This window comes from Streptomyces sp. NPDC059695 (genome assembly GCF_042733785.1).
Lineage (GTDB): Bacteria > Actinomycetota > Actinomycetes > Streptomycetales > Streptomycetaceae > Streptomyces.
Genome location: NZ_JBHWFF010000045.1, coordinates 21,842 through 34,705 on the forward strand (window position 1 = coordinate 21,842; position 12,864 = coordinate 34,705).

General features: G+C 73.0%; 15 protein-coding genes and 7 tRNA genes. 12 read left to right on the plus strand and 10 right to left on the minus strand.

Going from position 1 to position 12,864, the window contains the following annotated elements:
- Positions 1 to 127: 127 nt before the first annotated feature.
- Positions 128 to 1,393 carry a uroporphyrinogen-III C-methyltransferase gene (gene cobA, locus ACFV2S_RS34190; protein ID WP_385568593.1) on the plus strand — a complete coding sequence of 422 codons (1,266 nt, stop codon included), beginning with the start codon at positions 128 to 130 and terminating at the stop codon, positions 1,391 to 1,393.
- Positions 1,394 to 1,446: 53 nt separating this feature from the next.
- Positions 1,447 to 2,265 (plus strand): RNA methyltransferase, encoded by an 819-nt coding sequence (locus ACFV2S_RS34195; RefSeq protein ID WP_329850850.1) that lies wholly within the window; start codon positions 1,447 to 1,449, stop codon positions 2,263 to 2,265.
- 11 nt (positions 2,266 to 2,276) lie between these two features.
- Here the strand turns inward: ACFV2S_RS34195 and ACFV2S_RS34200 are convergent, their stop codons facing one another.
- On the minus strand, positions 2,277 to 3,440 hold the full coding sequence (locus tag ACFV2S_RS34200; RefSeq protein ID WP_385568600.1) for a serine/threonine-protein kinase: 1,164 nt from the start codon (positions 3,438 to 3,440) through the stop codon (positions 2,277 to 2,279).
- Between the two features lie 512 nt (positions 3,441 to 3,952).
- On the opposite strand from ACFV2S_RS34200, the gene ACFV2S_RS34205 reads away from it, so the two are divergent.
- The 3 genes from ACFV2S_RS34205 to ACFV2S_RS34215 all read left to right on the plus strand — a co-directional run bounded on the left by ACFV2S_RS34205 (position 3,953) and on the right by ACFV2S_RS34215 (position 5,743).
- Positions 3,953 to 4,120 carry a hypothetical protein gene (locus ACFV2S_RS34205; RefSeq protein WP_369143204.1) on the plus strand — a complete coding sequence of 56 codons (168 nt, stop codon included), beginning with the start codon at positions 3,953 to 3,955 and terminating at the stop codon, positions 4,118 to 4,120.
- A gap of 293 nt (positions 4,121 to 4,413) precedes the next feature.
- On the plus strand, positions 4,414 to 5,382 hold the full coding sequence (locus ACFV2S_RS34210; RefSeq protein WP_385568605.1) for an aminoglycoside phosphotransferase family protein: 969 nt from the start codon (positions 4,414 to 4,416) through the stop codon (positions 5,380 to 5,382).
- Positions 5,383 to 5,449: 67 nt separating this feature from the next.
- Positions 5,450 to 5,743 (plus strand): zf-TFIIB domain-containing protein, encoded by a 294-nt coding sequence (locus tag ACFV2S_RS34215; protein ID WP_329850844.1) that lies wholly within the window; start codon positions 5,450 to 5,452, stop codon positions 5,741 to 5,743.
- An 84-nt stretch (positions 5,744 to 5,827) separates the two neighbouring features.
- Here the strand turns inward: ACFV2S_RS34215 and ACFV2S_RS34220 are convergent.
- From ACFV2S_RS34220 to ACFV2S_RS34245, 6 genes are all read right to left on the minus strand, one after another.
- Positions 5,828 to 5,902 (minus strand) — tRNA-Val (locus ACFV2S_RS34220).
- A gap of 29 nt (positions 5,903 to 5,931) precedes the next feature.
- Positions 5,932 to 6,003, minus strand: a tRNA-Val gene (locus ACFV2S_RS34225).
- Between the two features lie 27 nt (positions 6,004 to 6,030).
- Positions 6,031 to 6,105, minus strand: a tRNA-Val gene (locus ACFV2S_RS34230).
- 34 nt (positions 6,106 to 6,139) lie between these two features.
- Positions 6,140 to 6,211 (minus strand) — tRNA-Val (locus ACFV2S_RS34235).
- Position 6,212: 1 nt separating this feature from the next.
- A tRNA-Cys gene (locus ACFV2S_RS34240) sits at positions 6,213 to 6,286 on the minus strand.
- Between the two features lie 39 nt (positions 6,287 to 6,325).
- Positions 6,326 to 6,398 (minus strand) — tRNA-Gly (locus tag ACFV2S_RS34245).
- Between the two features lie 255 nt (positions 6,399 to 6,653).
- Between ACFV2S_RS34245 and ACFV2S_RS34250 the strand changes: the two genes are divergently transcribed.
- Genes ACFV2S_RS34250 through ACFV2S_RS34260 form a run of 3 tightly spaced genes read left to right on the plus strand, consistent with a single transcriptional unit; the run spans position 6,654 to position 9,448 of the window.
- Positions 6,654 to 7,739, plus strand: coding sequence for a chorismate-binding protein (locus ACFV2S_RS34250; protein WP_385568611.1), 1,086 nt, complete (start codon positions 6,654 to 6,656; stop codon positions 7,737 to 7,739).
- Positions 7,736 to 8,566, plus strand: a complete 831-nt coding sequence (locus ACFV2S_RS34255; RefSeq protein WP_385568615.1) for an aminotransferase class IV — start codon at positions 7,736 to 7,738, stop codon at positions 8,564 to 8,566. The genes ACFV2S_RS34250 and ACFV2S_RS34255 overlap by 4 nt, the downstream gene beginning before the upstream one ends.
- Positions 8,567 to 8,608: 42 nt before the next feature.
- The gene (locus tag ACFV2S_RS34260) at positions 8,609 to 9,448 is read left to right on the plus strand and encodes a GNAT family N-acetyltransferase (protein ID WP_385568674.1); all 840 of its coding nucleotides are present in this window, start codon (positions 8,609 to 8,611) and stop codon (positions 9,446 to 9,448) included.
- Between the two features lie 3 nt (positions 9,449 to 9,451).
- On the opposite strand, the gene ACFV2S_RS34265 is transcribed toward ACFV2S_RS34260, so the two are convergent.
- Positions 9,452 to 9,970: a DsbA family protein gene (locus tag ACFV2S_RS34265; protein ID WP_383787826.1), complete on the minus strand. Its 519-nt coding sequence runs from the start codon at positions 9,968 to 9,970 to the stop codon at positions 9,452 to 9,454.
- 149 nt (positions 9,971 to 10,119) lie between these two features.
- Between ACFV2S_RS34265 and ACFV2S_RS34270 the strand changes: the two genes are divergently transcribed.
- Positions 10,120 to 10,533, plus strand: a complete 414-nt coding sequence (locus ACFV2S_RS34270; protein WP_385568621.1) for a hypothetical protein — start codon at positions 10,120 to 10,122, stop codon at positions 10,531 to 10,533.
- 122 nt (positions 10,534 to 10,655) lie between these two features.
- A complete protein-coding gene (locus tag ACFV2S_RS34275; RefSeq protein WP_369143197.1) occupies positions 10,656 to 10,820 on the plus strand; it encodes a hypothetical protein in 165 nt (54 codons plus the stop codon).
- A gap of 80 nt (positions 10,821 to 10,900) precedes the next feature.
- Here ACFV2S_RS34275 and ACFV2S_RS34280 read toward each other — a convergent pair whose 3' ends face one another.
- Together ACFV2S_RS34280 and ACFV2S_RS34285 are read right to left on the minus strand one after the other, a co-directional pair.
- Positions 10,901 to 11,458 (minus strand): CGNR zinc finger domain-containing protein, encoded by a 558-nt coding sequence (locus ACFV2S_RS34280; RefSeq protein WP_383787818.1) that lies wholly within the window; start codon positions 11,456 to 11,458, stop codon positions 10,901 to 10,903.
- A 191-nt stretch (positions 11,459 to 11,649) separates the two neighbouring features.
- Positions 11,650 to 12,063: an SsgA family sporulation/cell division regulator gene (locus ACFV2S_RS34285; RefSeq protein ID WP_003959770.1), complete on the minus strand. Its 414-nt coding sequence runs from the start codon at positions 12,061 to 12,063 to the stop codon at positions 11,650 to 11,652.
- 190 nt (positions 12,064 to 12,253) lie between these two features.
- On the opposite strand from ACFV2S_RS34285, the gene ACFV2S_RS34290 reads away from it, so the two are divergent.
- Together ACFV2S_RS34290 and ACFV2S_RS34295 are read left to right on the plus strand one after the other, a co-directional pair.
- A complete protein-coding gene (locus tag ACFV2S_RS34290) occupies positions 12,254 to 12,676 on the plus strand; it encodes a TIGR02611 family protein (RefSeq protein ID WP_383787815.1) in 423 nt (140 codons plus the stop codon).
- 54 nt (positions 12,677 to 12,730) lie between these two features.
- Positions 12,731 to 12,805: transfer RNA gene (locus ACFV2S_RS34295), tRNA-Val, on the plus strand.
- Positions 12,806 to 12,864 lie beyond the last annotated feature (59 nt).

The following is a 12,864-nucleotide window of genomic DNA, read 5'->3' on the forward strand; positions in this document are numbered from 1 at the left end:
AGATCCGTCACAGCGTGACAGGGCCTTGTCACCGATATCGTGGGGACGGGTGTCGTACCCCGCCCCACCAGCCGCTTCACCGCCGCAGCGGCCCCGCACATGCCACGCCCCGAGGAGCCGCTCACCCATGGCAGAGAACGCCGAGCACCCCGCCTACCCCGTCGGTCTGCGCCTCGCCGGCCGCCGTGTCGTCGTCCTCGGCGGCGGCCAGGTGGCCCAGCGCCGACTCCCGGCCCTGATCGCCGCGGGAGCCGAGATCACCCTGATCTCCCCCTCCGCGACGCCGTCCGTGGACGTGATGGCGGAGACGGGCGAGATCACCTGGATCAGGCGCCGGTACGAGGAGGGCGACCTCGCGGACGCCTGGTACGCGCTGGTGGCGACCACGGACCCGGCGGCCAACGCCGCGGCCTCGGCCGAGGCCGAGCGCACCAGGACCTGGTGCGTACGGGCGGACGACGCGGAAGCGGCCACCGCCTGGACCCCGGCCACGGGCCGCGACGCCGGCGTGACGGTCGCCGTCCTCACGGGCCACGACCCCCGCCGCTCGGCCGCCGTACGGGACGCGATCGTCGAGGGGCTCCGCGACGGTTCGATCGCCGCGCCCGCGCACCGTGCCCGCACCCCGTTCGTCGCCCTGGTGGGCGGTGGTCCGGGCGACCCCGACCTGATCACGGTCCGGGGCCGCCGGCTGCTCGCCGAGGCGGACGTCGTCATCGCGGACCGGCTCGGCCCCCGCGACCTCCTGGACGAGCTGCCGCCGCACGTCGAGGTGATCGACGCGGCGAAGATCCCGTACGGCCGCTTCATGGCCCAGGAGGCCATCAACAACGCGCTCGTCGAGCACGCGAAGGCGGGCAGGTCGGTGGTCCGCCTCAAGGGCGGCGACCCGTTCGTCTTCGGGCGCGGCATGGAGGAGGCCCAGGCGCTCGCGGCCGAGGGCATCGCCTGCACGGTGGTCCCGGGCATCTCCAGCTCGATCTCCGTACCGGGCGCGGCCGGCATCCCGGTGACGCACCGCGGGGTCGCGCACGAGTTCACGGTGGTCAGCGGCCATGTCGCCCCCGACGACCCGCGCTCGCTCGTCGACTGGGCGTCGCTCGCGAAGCTCACCGGCACGCTGGTGATCCTCATGGGCGTCGACAAGATCGGGAAGATCGCCGAGGCGCTGATCACCCACGGCAAGAACCCCGACACCCCCCTGGCCCTGGTCCAGGAGGGCACCACGGCGGCCCAGCGCCGGGTGGACGCCACGCTGGCGACGGCCGCGGAGACCGTCAGGGCGGAGGAGGTCCGCCCGCCGGCGGTCATCGTCATCGGCGACGTGGTCGCCGAGGGCCCGGACCGGCTGACGAAGATCCACGGAGGCGACACCCCGCTCACCCAGGGGTAGCAGAACCCTTCGCACACATTGGCACCACTCCCCGGACAAGGCAGTATCACCTCGTGGCCGAACTCATCACGATCGACGACCCCGACGACCCGCGCCTGCGCGACTACACCGGCCTGACCGACGTCGAGCTCCGCCGCCGGCGCGAGCCGGCCGAGGGCCTGTTCATCGCCGAGGGCGAGAAGGTCATCCGCCGGGCCAGGCAGGCCGGGTACGAGATGCGGTCGATGCTGCTCTCCGCCAAGTGGGTCGACGTCATGCGGGACGTCATCGACGAGGTCCCGGCGCCGGTGTACGCGATCCAGCCGGACCTCGCGGAACGCGTCACCGGCTACCACGTGCACCGCGGCGCGCTGGCGTCGATGCAGCGCAAGCCGCTGCCGGAGGCGGGGGAGCTGCTGGCCGGCGCCCGGCGCGTGGTCGTCATGGAGTCGGTGAACGACCACACGAACATCGGCGCGATCTTCCGCAGCGCCGCGGCCCTCGGCATGGACGCGGTCCTGCTGTCCCCGGACTGCGCGGACCCGCTGTACCGCCGCTCCGTGAAGGTCTCGATGGGCGCCGTGTTCTCGGTGCCGTACGCCCGGCTCGACACCTGGCCCCGGGGCCTGGAGACGGTCCGGGAGGCGGGTTTCAAGCTGCTCGCCCTCACCCCGGCGGAGAAGGCCACGTCGATCGACGAGGCCGCCCCGCACCGCCTGGACCGGGTGGCGCTGATGCTGGGCGCGGAGGGCGACGGCCTGTCCACGCAGGCCCTGCGCGCCGCGGACGAGTGGGTCCGCATCCCGATGGCCCACGGGGTCGACTCGCTCAACGTGGGCGCGGCGGCGGCCGTCGCGTTCTACGCGGTGGCGACGGGCCGCCCGGAGTCCTGACCTCCCGGCCCCTACCCCTGGAGGGCCTGGGCGGCGGCGATGCCCAGGGCCACCACCAGGGTCACCACCACGAAGACGAAGAGCCGCTGCCGCAGCAGCCGGGGATTGGCGGGGCGGCGGCCGGTGGACGTGGAGCGGGCACCGGGCCGCGTCCCGGGCCGGGACTGCGACGGCCGTGAGCCACCGGTCCGGGGGCCCGCCGAAGGCCGGGACGAAGGACCGGGTCCTCGCCCCGGTGCCCGCTCGGGGCCACGGCCGGGCACGTCCCGATCGGTGTAGCGCTCGGTGGGCCGGACGGCGTTCCGCTCCTCGGCGCGCTCCCGTTGCACGGGCGGCCGGGAGGCCGGAAGTCCCTGGGCCTCGCGGGCGGCGATCTCCTTGAGCCGCATCGACAGCTGGAGCGTGCTGGGGCGGTCCTCGGGGTCCTTGGCGAGGCAGGCCCGGATGAGCGGCGCGAGCGCGTCCGGCACTCCGTGCAGCTGGGGCTCCTCGTGCACCACGCGGTAGAGCATGACCTCGGAACTGCCGTGCCCGAACGGGGAGTCGGCCATCGCCGCGTACGCCAGGGTGGCGCCCAGCGAGAAGACGTCGGTGGCGGGCGTGACGGCCGCGCCCCGCACCTGCTCGGGGGCGAGGAAGCCGGGCGAACCGACGGCGGTGCCCACATGGGTCAGGGTGCTGGCCCCGGTGGCCCAGGCGATGCCGAAGTCGATGATGCGGGGGCCCTTGGGGGAGAGCAGGATGTTCGAGGGCTTGAGGTCCCGGTGGACGACCCCGGCCTCGTGGACGGCGACGAGCCCCTCCGAGAGCGCGGCCCCGATGGAGGCGACGTCGGCGGCGCGCAGCGCGCCCTCCTCGGCGACCCGGTCGTGTAGCGAGGGACCGGGGACGTACTGGGTCGCGAACCAGGGCCGCTCGGCCTCCAGATCGGCGGCCACGAGCCGGGCCGTGCAGCCGCCCCGGATGCGCCGGGCGGCGGAGACCTCGCGGGCGAACCGGGACCGGAACTCCTGGTCCTCGGCCAGATCGGGCCGGATGACCTTGAGCGCCACCCGCTGACCGCGCCGGTCGGACCCCAGGTACACGACGCCCATTCCGCCGGCCCCCAGCCTGCGGTGGAGCCGGAACGACCCGACGATCCGCGGATCCTCGCGCCGGAGCCGCATCATCGCCATGTCCGTCCCCTCGTCCGTTCGACGTGGCACAGCTTACGTAGTGGCGCCCGTACGCGCTCATAGGCCGCGCCCTCGCACCGTGATCGATTGTCAGTACTGAGAGGGGCGGCGGCCGCAGGAGGTCCCGGGGCCCGCTCCCAACCCCCTTTCGCACGCCCCCATTTGACGAGCGCGGCCGGATCCGTCCGGGCGGCCCGGAGGGCGGGTCCCGGAGGCCGCCGGACCGCCCGAGGGCAGGGCCCCGGAGGAAGTGAGCGAAGTCACGCCACGGCGCCCCTCTCCGCACCCCGCCGTGCGACCCCTCCGGGAAGACCCGGGGTTCCGGGCCCCCGTCTCCACCCAGGGGAGTACGCCGCACGACCGGGCGTCATCCTCCGGGAGGCCCGGAAGTCGGTACGCGGGCATGACGTCCCGGCGCCCCCGGCTCCCTAGTGTTGAGGTCGAGCGGCGGGTGCAGCACTCGTCCCCCGAGGTCACGCACCCGCCGCGTCAGACACGACAGGAGAGGAACCATGGCCTACACGGCACACCGGACGACCCCCCGGCCTTCGAGCCGCCGTCACCCCCTGGTGGCCACCGCCATGGTCCTCCCTCTCGCGGCCCTGCTCGTGGTCGTCTTCGGCGGCTGGGAAGCGGTGGTCACACAGGCGTCGTCCGTGGGCGTGATGCTGGGGCGCTGAGCGGCGCCCCGGACCCGGGAGAGCGGCCCGGGTCGGGACATCCGGCCATCAACCCCGTGGGGACGGGGGTGCGGCGGACGGCAGCGTGGGGCCGGTCAGCTGGGGAGCTGACCGGCCCTCGCGCTTTCCCCGGCCAGGTCGGCCTCCGCCGACCGGCCCCTCGCGCCGTCCCGTTCAGGTCCGCAGGCCCTGACCGGCCCTCGCGCCCTACCGTCCAGGTCCGCCGACGGCGACCGGCCCTCGCGCGTCCCTCGGGCAGGTCCGCCGGTCCTGACACCCCGTACGCTCCGGGGGTGGACTCAGCACCCGCCGCACCCCCCGCCGCATCCCCCGCGCTCCACGGCCTGACGGCCCTGGCCCACGCGGCGGCGCACCCCGCCGAGGAGCCCTGCCGCTGCGCCGGCGGGCTCCTCGGCGTGCTCGCCGACCGGGACGACGGGACCGTCGTACGCCACGGGGACCTGGTCGTGAAGGCACACGCGCCCGGCACGGACCCGGAGGGCCACCGCGCACGGCTCGCGCTGGCCGCGCACCGGGACGTCGCCGGAGTCCTCCTGCCTCCCCTCCCGCTGCCACGGTCCGGCCCCGACGCGCTCGACGGCCGCCCGGTCACGGTGTGGCCGTACGGTCCGCCCGTCGACCCGGCGGACCCCGACGCCGCACCGTGGGAGGAGGCGGCGGGGCTCCTCGCCCTGCTGCACCGCACCCCGCCCCCGCCCGGCCACCGCGAGCGTCTGCCGGCCATGCGGGCCCCGGTGAAGGCGGCGCTGGCCGTGGACCGGATGCGGCGCACGGCTCCCGACCACCCGGCGACGGCCACGGTCCTGGACGCCTGGCGGACGCTTCCGGAGGACCCCGCGGGGGACCACCGGCTCCTCTGCCACGGGGACTTCCACCTCGGCCAGCTGGTCCGTGACACCCGTGCCGGGGCCCGCGCGCCCTGGCGGCTCATCGACGTCGACGACCTGGGCCTGGGCGACCCCGCCTGGGACCTGGCCCGGCCCGCCGCCTGGTTCGCCGCCGGGATCCTGCCGCCCGAGATCTGGTCGCGGTTCCTCGGCGCCTACCGGGACGCGGGCGGTCCCGCCGTGGGCGCCGATGCCGATCCGTGGGGCCGACTCGACGTGCCCGCGCGGGCCCTGACGGTCCAGACCGCCGCGCTGGCCCTCGCCAAGTCCACGGCCGGGGCGCGCCCGCTCGACGAGGTCGAGGAAGTGATGATCGACACCTGCGCCCGCATCGCCGGACACCGAACCGGGTAGGCCCTTCGGGCGTCCACGTAAGGTGAAGCCACCATTCGAACGGCAATGTCAGGGAGTTGAGCCGAGCATGCAGTGTCCCAAGTGCCATGCGGCCATGCACACGTACAACCGCAACGGCGTCCAGATCGAGCAGTGCAGCGGCTGCCGGGGCATATTCCTGGACTACGGCGAGCTGGAGGCCCTGACCCGCCTGGAGTCCCAGTGGGTCCAGCAGGCCCCGCCCGCCCCGCCGGCCTACCCGGCGCAGGCCGCTCCCGCCGCTCCCGCGTGGGGCGCCCCGCAGCACGGCGGCCACCACGGGGGTCACCACGGCGGTCACTACCGCAAGGGCGGCTTCGGGCGGATGCTCTTCTCCTCCTGACCTTCCGTACCCCGGTCCAGGCCGGGGTACGAGCCGGGGCACGAAGAAGCCCCCGGTCGCGAGAGGCGACCGGGGGCTTCCTTGTGGTGCGCGATACTGGGATTGAACCAGTGACCTCTTCCGTGTCAGGGAAGCGCTCTCCCGCTGAGCTAATCGCGCGGGTACACCCGAGGGGTGCTCGTACTGTGTGCGCGATACTGGGATTGAACCAGTGACCTCTTCCGTGTCAGGGAAGCGCTCTCCCGCTGAGCTAATCGCGCGGGCGCACCCGTGGGGTGCGTGAAGTGTGGTGCGCGATACTGGGATTGAACCAGTGACCTCTTCCGTGTCAGGGAAGCGCTCTCCCGCTGAGCTAATCGCGCGGGGGATCCGTGGATCCGGGATCCGAAGATCCAGTGGACGATACTGGGATTGAACCAGTGACCTCTTCCGTGTCAGGGAAGCGCTCTCCCGCTGAGCTAATCGTCCTTGGAGGTGGAGACGGGATTTGAACCCGTGTAGACGGCTTTGCAGGCCGTTGCCTCGCCTCTCGGCCACTCCACCAGGAGTGATAACGGGGGTTCGGGAAGATCCCCCACATCGAGCGGACGACGAGATTCGAACTCGCGACCCTCACCTTGGCAAGGTGATGCTCTACCAACTGAGCCACGTCCGCTTGTCGTTTCCGTTCCGCTTGCGCGTCCCGGCGACGTGTTGAACTCTAGCGGATTCCTGGGCCAGTACAAAAACGCGTTTCCGCAGCGTGCTGACCTGCACGCCCTTCCCGGTGCCCCGCCGGGCCTCCCGGAGGGTTCGCGTGGCGTTCACTCGCCGTGTTCCCGGGGTGGCGGGGAGCCCCCGCCCCGTGCGCCTCCCGCGCACCTCTCCGCACCACCCCGTGCCCGCCCTCCGGCCGACCTAGACTCGATGCGTGCACGACCTTGCTCCTCTGGCCCGCTTCGGCGGCCTCGTCGCGACCGATCTCCGGGACGTCACCCACGACCCCGAGGCACTGGACTCCGCAGGCTTCTGGGCCGTCTGCGCGGACTTCGAAGGGCGCCTCACCTGCGCGCGCTTCGGGGACGTCCGGCCCGACCCGGTCCCCGCGCCCGTCCCGGGCGCCTGGCGCGGTCCCGCCGCCGGTGACTGGACGTCCTCGCTCGACCGCGCCGCGTACACGGCCGGCGTGCGGCGCGTGCGCGAGCACATCGCGCGCGGGGAGGTCTACCAGGCGAACCTCTGCCGGGTGCTGACCGCGCCGCTGCCCGACCCGGCCGCCGCCGACGTCGACGCCCTCACCGCGCTCCTGGCCCGGGGCAACCCCGCTCCCTACGCCGGAACGATCCGCCTCCCCGCCCACGGCGTGGAGATCGCCACCGCCTCCCCCGAGCTCTACCTCCGCAGGGAAGGGGCCCTGATCTCCTCCGGCCCCATCAAGGGCACCGGCCGCACCGCCGCCGACCTCCTCCCCAAGGACCACGCGGAGAACGTGATGATCGTCGACCTCGTCCGCAACGACCTGGGCCGCGTCAGCGAGACCGGCACCGTCGCCGTCCCCGAGCTCTGCGCCGTCGAGGAGCACCCCGGCCTGGTCCACCTCGTCTCCACGGTGACCGGGCTCCTGCGCGAGGACGCCGGCTGGCCCGAGCTGCTCGCCGCCACGTTCCCGCCCGGCTCCGTGACCGGTGCGCCCAAGTCCAGCGCGCTGCGGATCATCGAGGCCCTGGAGACCGTGCCCCGGGGTCCGTACTGCGGTGGGATCGGCTGGGTCGACGCGGACGCCGGTACCGGGGAGCTGGCCGTCGGCATACGGACCTTCTGGATCGACCGCCCCGAGGGCGTGCTCCGCTTCGGCACCGGCGCCGGGATCACCTGGGGCTCCGACCCGGAGCGGGAGTGGCAGGAGACCGAGCTGAAGGCGGACCGGCTCGTCGCGATAGCGTCGGGCGCCTACGAGTCATCGGGTGCCCACGAGCCGGGCGCCCGTGAGGTGAGCGGAAAGGCCATTTCTCGATGAAACTCTGGGTCAACGGCGGACTGCACGACGCGCAGACCGCCCGGGTCTCCGTCCTGGACCACGGACTGACCGTCGGCGACGGCATCTTCGAGACGGTCAAGGCGGAGCGCGGAGAAACGTTTGCTCTCACGCTGCACCTGGAGCGACTCACCCGCTCCGCCCGTGGCCTCGGCCTGCCCGACCCCGACCTCGACGAGGTCCGCCGCGCCTGCGCCGCCGTCCTGGAGGCGAACCCGATGGAGCTCGGCCGGCTCCGCATCACGTACACCGGCGGACTCTCCCCGCTCGGCTCGGAGCGCGGCGACGCCGGACCCAGCCTGGTCGTCGCGCTCGGCGAGACCGGGCGCCGCCCCGACTCCACCGCCGTGGTCACCGTCCCCTGGACGCGCAACGAGCGCGGCGCGCTCACGGGCCTCAAGACCACCTCGTACGCCGAGAACGTCGTCGCCCTCGCCAGGGCGCGCGAGCGGGGGGCCTCCGAGGCGCTCTTCGCCAACACCGTGGGGCAGCTCTGCGAGGGCACCGGCTCCAACGTCTTCGTCGTCGTCGACGGCACCCTCCTCACTCCGCCCGTCTCCTCCGGCTGCCTCGCGGGCATCACGCGCGCGCTCGCCGTGGAATGGACCGGAGCCGAGGAGGCCGACCTGCCGCTGGACGTGCTCGACCGCGCCGACGAGATCTTCCTGACCTCGACCCTGCGCGACGTCCAGGCCGTGCGCCGGGTCGACGACCGTGACCTCGGCGGCGCGCCGGGTCCCGTCACCGCCAAGGCGATGAGGGTCTTCGACGAGCGCGCGGCGGCGGACCGGGACCCCGCGCTCGCGTAAATCGGGATGACGTGCGACGGCGGGGTGGGTAGAACACCCATGATGACCACCACCCTGCGGCCGTCCGAGCCGCTTCAGCAGTCCGCCGAGGGCGGCCGTTCCCGCACCTTCGACGTGTGTGTGAACAGCCGGCGCGTCGGCTCCGTCCACCTCTCCACCGATCCCGGCTTCGGCGCCGCGTCCGGCGTGATCGGCCGGCTGCGGATCGAGGAGCCGGACCGCGGACGGGGCCGGGGCACCGTCGCGGCCCTCGCCTCCGAGGAGGTGCTGCGGGGCTGGGGCTGCGGCGAGGTGCAGATATCGGTGCCCGCCGAGGCGGAGGCCGCGGTGCGGATGGCCCGCGCGCTCGGGTACACCGAGCGCAGCCGGAACATGGTCAAGGAGCTGCCGGCCGAGCCGCCGCGGCTGCCGGAGGGCTTCGCGCACCGCCGGATGACCGAGGCGGAGTTCGAGGACTGGTCCGCGAAGGCCCGGGCCGCCTTCGCGCAGAGCTGGATCGACCGGGGCGTCCCGGAGGAACAGGCGCTCGCCAAGGCCGACGACAGCAACCGCCGCTTCCTCCCGCAGGGCCTCGCGACCCCGGGCGTCACGATCTCCGTCGCCGTGCGCGACGGAGAGGTCGTCGGCTTCCTGTGGGTCGGCCGGCTGGAGCGCGAGCCCGGCGAGGGCACGGGCTTCGTCTTCGAGATCGAGGTCGCCGAGGAGCAGCGCGGGAAGGGGTACGGCCGGGGCCTCATGCTGCTCGCCGAGCACATCGCCCTGGAGGCCGGGGAGCGACTGATCGAACTCCACGTGTTCGCGGGCAACACCCCGGCGATCCGGCTCTACGAGTCGCTCGGCTACCGCACGACGCTCCTCAACAGCGCGAAGCCGCTGCTCTGACGGCTACCGGTCCGCCAGGAGCCGGTCGGTGATCTCCTCGATCCGTTCCCGCAGGCCCGCCTGGCTCTGGCCGCCGTCCAGACGCTCGCCGCCGACGACGTACGTCGGGGTGCCCGTGACCTTGATCGCCTTGCCCTCGGCCTCGTCGGCGTCCACGGTCAGCAGGTGCCGTCCGTCGATCAGGGCGGTGTCGAACTCCTCGGCGTCCAGGCCCAGTTCCGTCGCCACCTCCAGGAGGACCGGCTCGCCCCGCTCGCCGAGCTCGGCGGTCCTGGCGAGGAGCGCCTCCGCGTACGCCCAGCCCTTGCCCTGCTCGACGGCCTCCTCGGCGGCCTGCGCGGCGGCGTACGCGTGCTTGTGCTTGGCCAGCGGGAAGTGGCGCAGCTGTACGTCGAGCCGGTCGCCGTACTTCTCGCGGAGGGCGCGGACGTCGTCGAGGGCCTGGAAGCAGTCCGGGCACTGGAGGTCGAACCACGCCTCCAGGACGACGGGGGAGGCGGGTGCGGTGGTGGAGTCGTTCATGGCAGCAGTCTCCCTCACCGGGCCCCGGGGAGGAGATCCCGGCCGGGTCGACCCGGAGATCTCCCTGAGACCGGCCCGGGAGCATGGCCGCGGACGGGTCCGGCGGTGCAGGATGGAAGGGACGTATCGCCCGGCACCTGGAGGATCGCATGCTCGCCGAGACCATCTGTTCCGCGGTGTCCGCGGCGGGCCTGGGCATCGCCGCGATTTCGGCGTACCGGAAGAAATTCCTGTCGGCCGCCCGGACCGCGGCCTACGCCCTCGTGCCGCTCGGCCTGGTGATGACGGGCGCGGTCCAGTGGCTCGTCGACACGGCCTTCAGTCCGGTGGCCTGGGCGGGCTTCGGGGTGCTCGGCCTCGCCTGCCTGCTCTTCCTGTCCACCCGGGCCGTGGAGCGGCGCAGGGCCGGCCGTGAGGTGACCGCCGGGGGCGGCGACCCGAGAGCCGTGGCGCCGGCCGCGTCGGCACCCTCGCGTGCCGTGAAGGCGAAGCCGCAGGCCGGTCAGCCCGCCGGTGAGGACTTCAGCGACATCGAGGCGATTCTGAAGAAGCACGGAATCTGATCACTTCTGGCGATTCCCGTGACCGTCCCCGTTCCGTGATCCACGGGAAGGGGTGAACGGCCCCCGCACTGGGGCGTGTTGCGGGATTCGGCGGGCCGGGGGTGCGTCATCATCCCCCCGAGATGCTGGATACCTCGCGGGAGCCCGTGCCCGCCGCCACCGACGCCCCCGCAGAAGAGCCGCGCGGCTGCCTGTTCGCGCTCTCCCAGCCGCCGCTGATGATCTTCCTCGGGGTGATCGGCTGTCTGCTGCTGATGGCCGCGCTGCACGATCTCTTCGTGCTCTGACCCACCCGGTCCCGGCCTCTTCCGGCGTCGGCCTTCCGGCCCCGGCCCAGGGCCCCCGGGCCTCGGGCCCGTCGGGGGCATCAGCCCGCGGCCTCCTTGCGGCGCGCCCGGTACGCGGCGACGTGCAGACGGTTGCCGCAGGTGCGGCTGTCGCAGTAGCGGCGGGAGCGGTTGCGCGAGAGGTCGACGAAGGCCCGGCCGCAGTCCGGCGCCTCGCAGCGCCGCAGCCGCTCCTGCTCGCCCGCCACCACGATGAACGCGAGGGCCATGCCGCAGTCGGCCGCGAGATGGTCCGCCACCGAGGCGCCCGGCGCGAAGTAGTGCACGTGCCAGTCGTAGCCGTCGTGGTCGGTGAGCTGGGGGGTGGTGCCCGCGCCCGCCACCAGCTGGTTGATCAGCGGGGCCGCGATCCGCGCCTCGGGCGCGGAGAAGACCGCCGCGAACTTCTCGCGCACCTCGCGCACGGCGCGCAGGTCGGCGGGGGAGAGCTCGCCCACGCCACTGACCTTGTGCGCGGCCAGGAAGTCGTGGAGCTCATGGAGATCCGCGAGCTCGTCGGCGCGCTCGCCCTGCGGGGCGGTGTTCATCAGATCGACGACGGTGTCGAGGGCGATCCGGGTGTCGTGGGGGATCAGCACGATTCGCTCCCTGGCCGGCCGCGTGCGGGTGCCCGCGGAATGGCGCTGACTTTAGCGCGCCCCGGAAAACGACACCGGCGCCCGCCACCGCGCCGGCTGCGCGGTGGGAGCGCCGGATCTCGTGCCTATGTGACTGACCGCGCGGCGCCGTCTCCCCGAGTCGGACGGCGTCGTGCGGCTCCCGGCCTGGTTCAGCTCTCGGCCAGGATGTGGGAGAGCTCCGTGTCGAGATCGAAGTGCCGATGCTCGGTGCCCGGCGGCACCGCGGCGTCGGTCCTCTTCAGGAACGACTCCAGGGCCCTCGCCGGGGCCTCGAGCAGGGCTTCTCCCTCGGGAGAACTCAACGCGATGCAGACGACTCCCTGACCGTGACTACGAGATGGCCAGACGCGGACGTCGCCCGTGCCGGTGGGCCGGTGCAGCCCCTCGGCGAGAAGGTCGCGGGCGAAGACCCATTCGACCGTCTCTTCGGCTCCGGTGTGGAAGGTGGCGTGCACGGCATAGGGATCGGCCGTGTCATACCGCAGGCCCGCGGGTACAGGCAGTGAGGACTCGCTCGACACAACGAGGCGCAGGTGCAGCTCGCAGCTGACCGTGGTGTTCATAAGCGCCAGGGCCTTTCGCTCAGTGTGCGCTCGGGGATTCGCACGTCGGCGAAATCGACATGCCACCTCCGGTGCCGTTGTAAACCCCTCTGTCGGTTTTGTGATCGTTCAGGTAGCTCGTATGGGCGCGTGTGACCTGCGGTAATACCGCCATTCCGGTGGGGGCTCCGCGTCCGGTAAGTTGGGGAGCATGAATGCGGAGAGTGACGAGCGCACCGGGGAGTCCGCAGACGGCCAGGAGGCCGAACTGGGATCCCGCGCACCGGAGTTCATCAAGGCCCGCCGAGGCCTGCACCTGAGCTGGCAGGTCGGCGTCTTCATCGTGGGACTCGCCGTGGTCGGCGCCGGAGTGGTCATGCTGCCGCTCCCCGGGCCCGGCTGGCTGGTCATCTTCGGGGGCATGGCGATCTGGGCGACCGAGTTCGTCTGGGCCCAGCTCGTCCTCCGCTGGACCAAGCGCAAGGTCACGGAGGCCGCCCAGCGCGCCCTCGACCCCAAGGTCCGCCGCCGGAACATCATCCTCACCACCATCGGTCTGGTGATCATCGCCGCACTCCTGGGTGTCTACCTCTGGAAGTTCGGCTTCGTCATGCCGTGGAAGATCGACGAGTGACCGTCGGATGGTGCGGGAGCCCCGCTGACATGGGGTAATGTTTGCGGTGCGCCCGGGCGATTAGCTCAGTGGGAGAGCACTTCGTTCACACCGAAGGGGTCACTGGTTCGAACCCAGTATCGCCCACCACCCGGATCGAATGGCCCGCGAACGAATAACCGAAACCAGCCCTAGGGGTGAGACCCCCT

What these genes read in the sequence shown, in the direction of transcription:
- cobA (WP_385568593.1), top strand. Translation starts at nt 128, where the DNA reads ATGGCAGAGAACGCCGAGCACCCCGCCTACCCCGTCGGTCTGCGCCTC.
- ACFV2S_RS34200 (WP_385568600.1), bottom strand. Translation starts at nt 3,440, where the DNA reads ATGGCGATGATGCGGCTCCGGCGCGAGGATCCGCGGATCGTCGGGTCG.
- ACFV2S_RS34205 (WP_369143204.1), top strand. Translation starts at nt 3,953, where the DNA reads ATGGCCTACACGGCACACCGGACGACCCCCCGGCCTTCGAGCCGCCGT.
- ACFV2S_RS34215 (WP_329850844.1), top strand. Translation starts at nt 5,450, where the DNA reads ATGCAGTGTCCCAAGTGCCATGCGGCCATGCACACGTACAACCGCAAC.
- ACFV2S_RS34255 (WP_385568615.1), top strand. Translation starts at nt 7,736, where the DNA reads ATGAAACTCTGGGTCAACGGCGGACTGCACGACGCGCAGACCGCCCGG.
- ACFV2S_RS34260 (WP_385568674.1), top strand. Translation starts at nt 8,609, where the DNA reads ATGACCACCACCCTGCGGCCGTCCGAGCCGCTTCAGCAGTCCGCCGAG.
- ACFV2S_RS34265 (WP_383787826.1), bottom strand. Translation starts at nt 9,970, where the DNA reads ATGAACGACTCCACCACCGCACCCGCCTCCCCCGTCGTCCTGGAGGCG.
- ACFV2S_RS34270 (WP_385568621.1), top strand. Translation starts at nt 10,120, where the DNA reads ATGCTCGCCGAGACCATCTGTTCCGCGGTGTCCGCGGCGGGCCTGGGC.
- ACFV2S_RS34275 (WP_369143197.1), top strand. Translation starts at nt 10,656, where the DNA reads ATGCTGGATACCTCGCGGGAGCCCGTGCCCGCCGCCACCGACGCCCCC.
- ACFV2S_RS34285 (WP_003959770.1), bottom strand. Translation starts at nt 12,063, where the DNA reads ATGAACACCACGGTCAGCTGCGAGCTGCACCTGCGCCTCGTTGTGTCG.
- ACFV2S_RS34290 (WP_383787815.1), top strand. Translation starts at nt 12,254, where the DNA reads ATGAATGCGGAGAGTGACGAGCGCACCGGGGAGTCCGCAGACGGCCAG.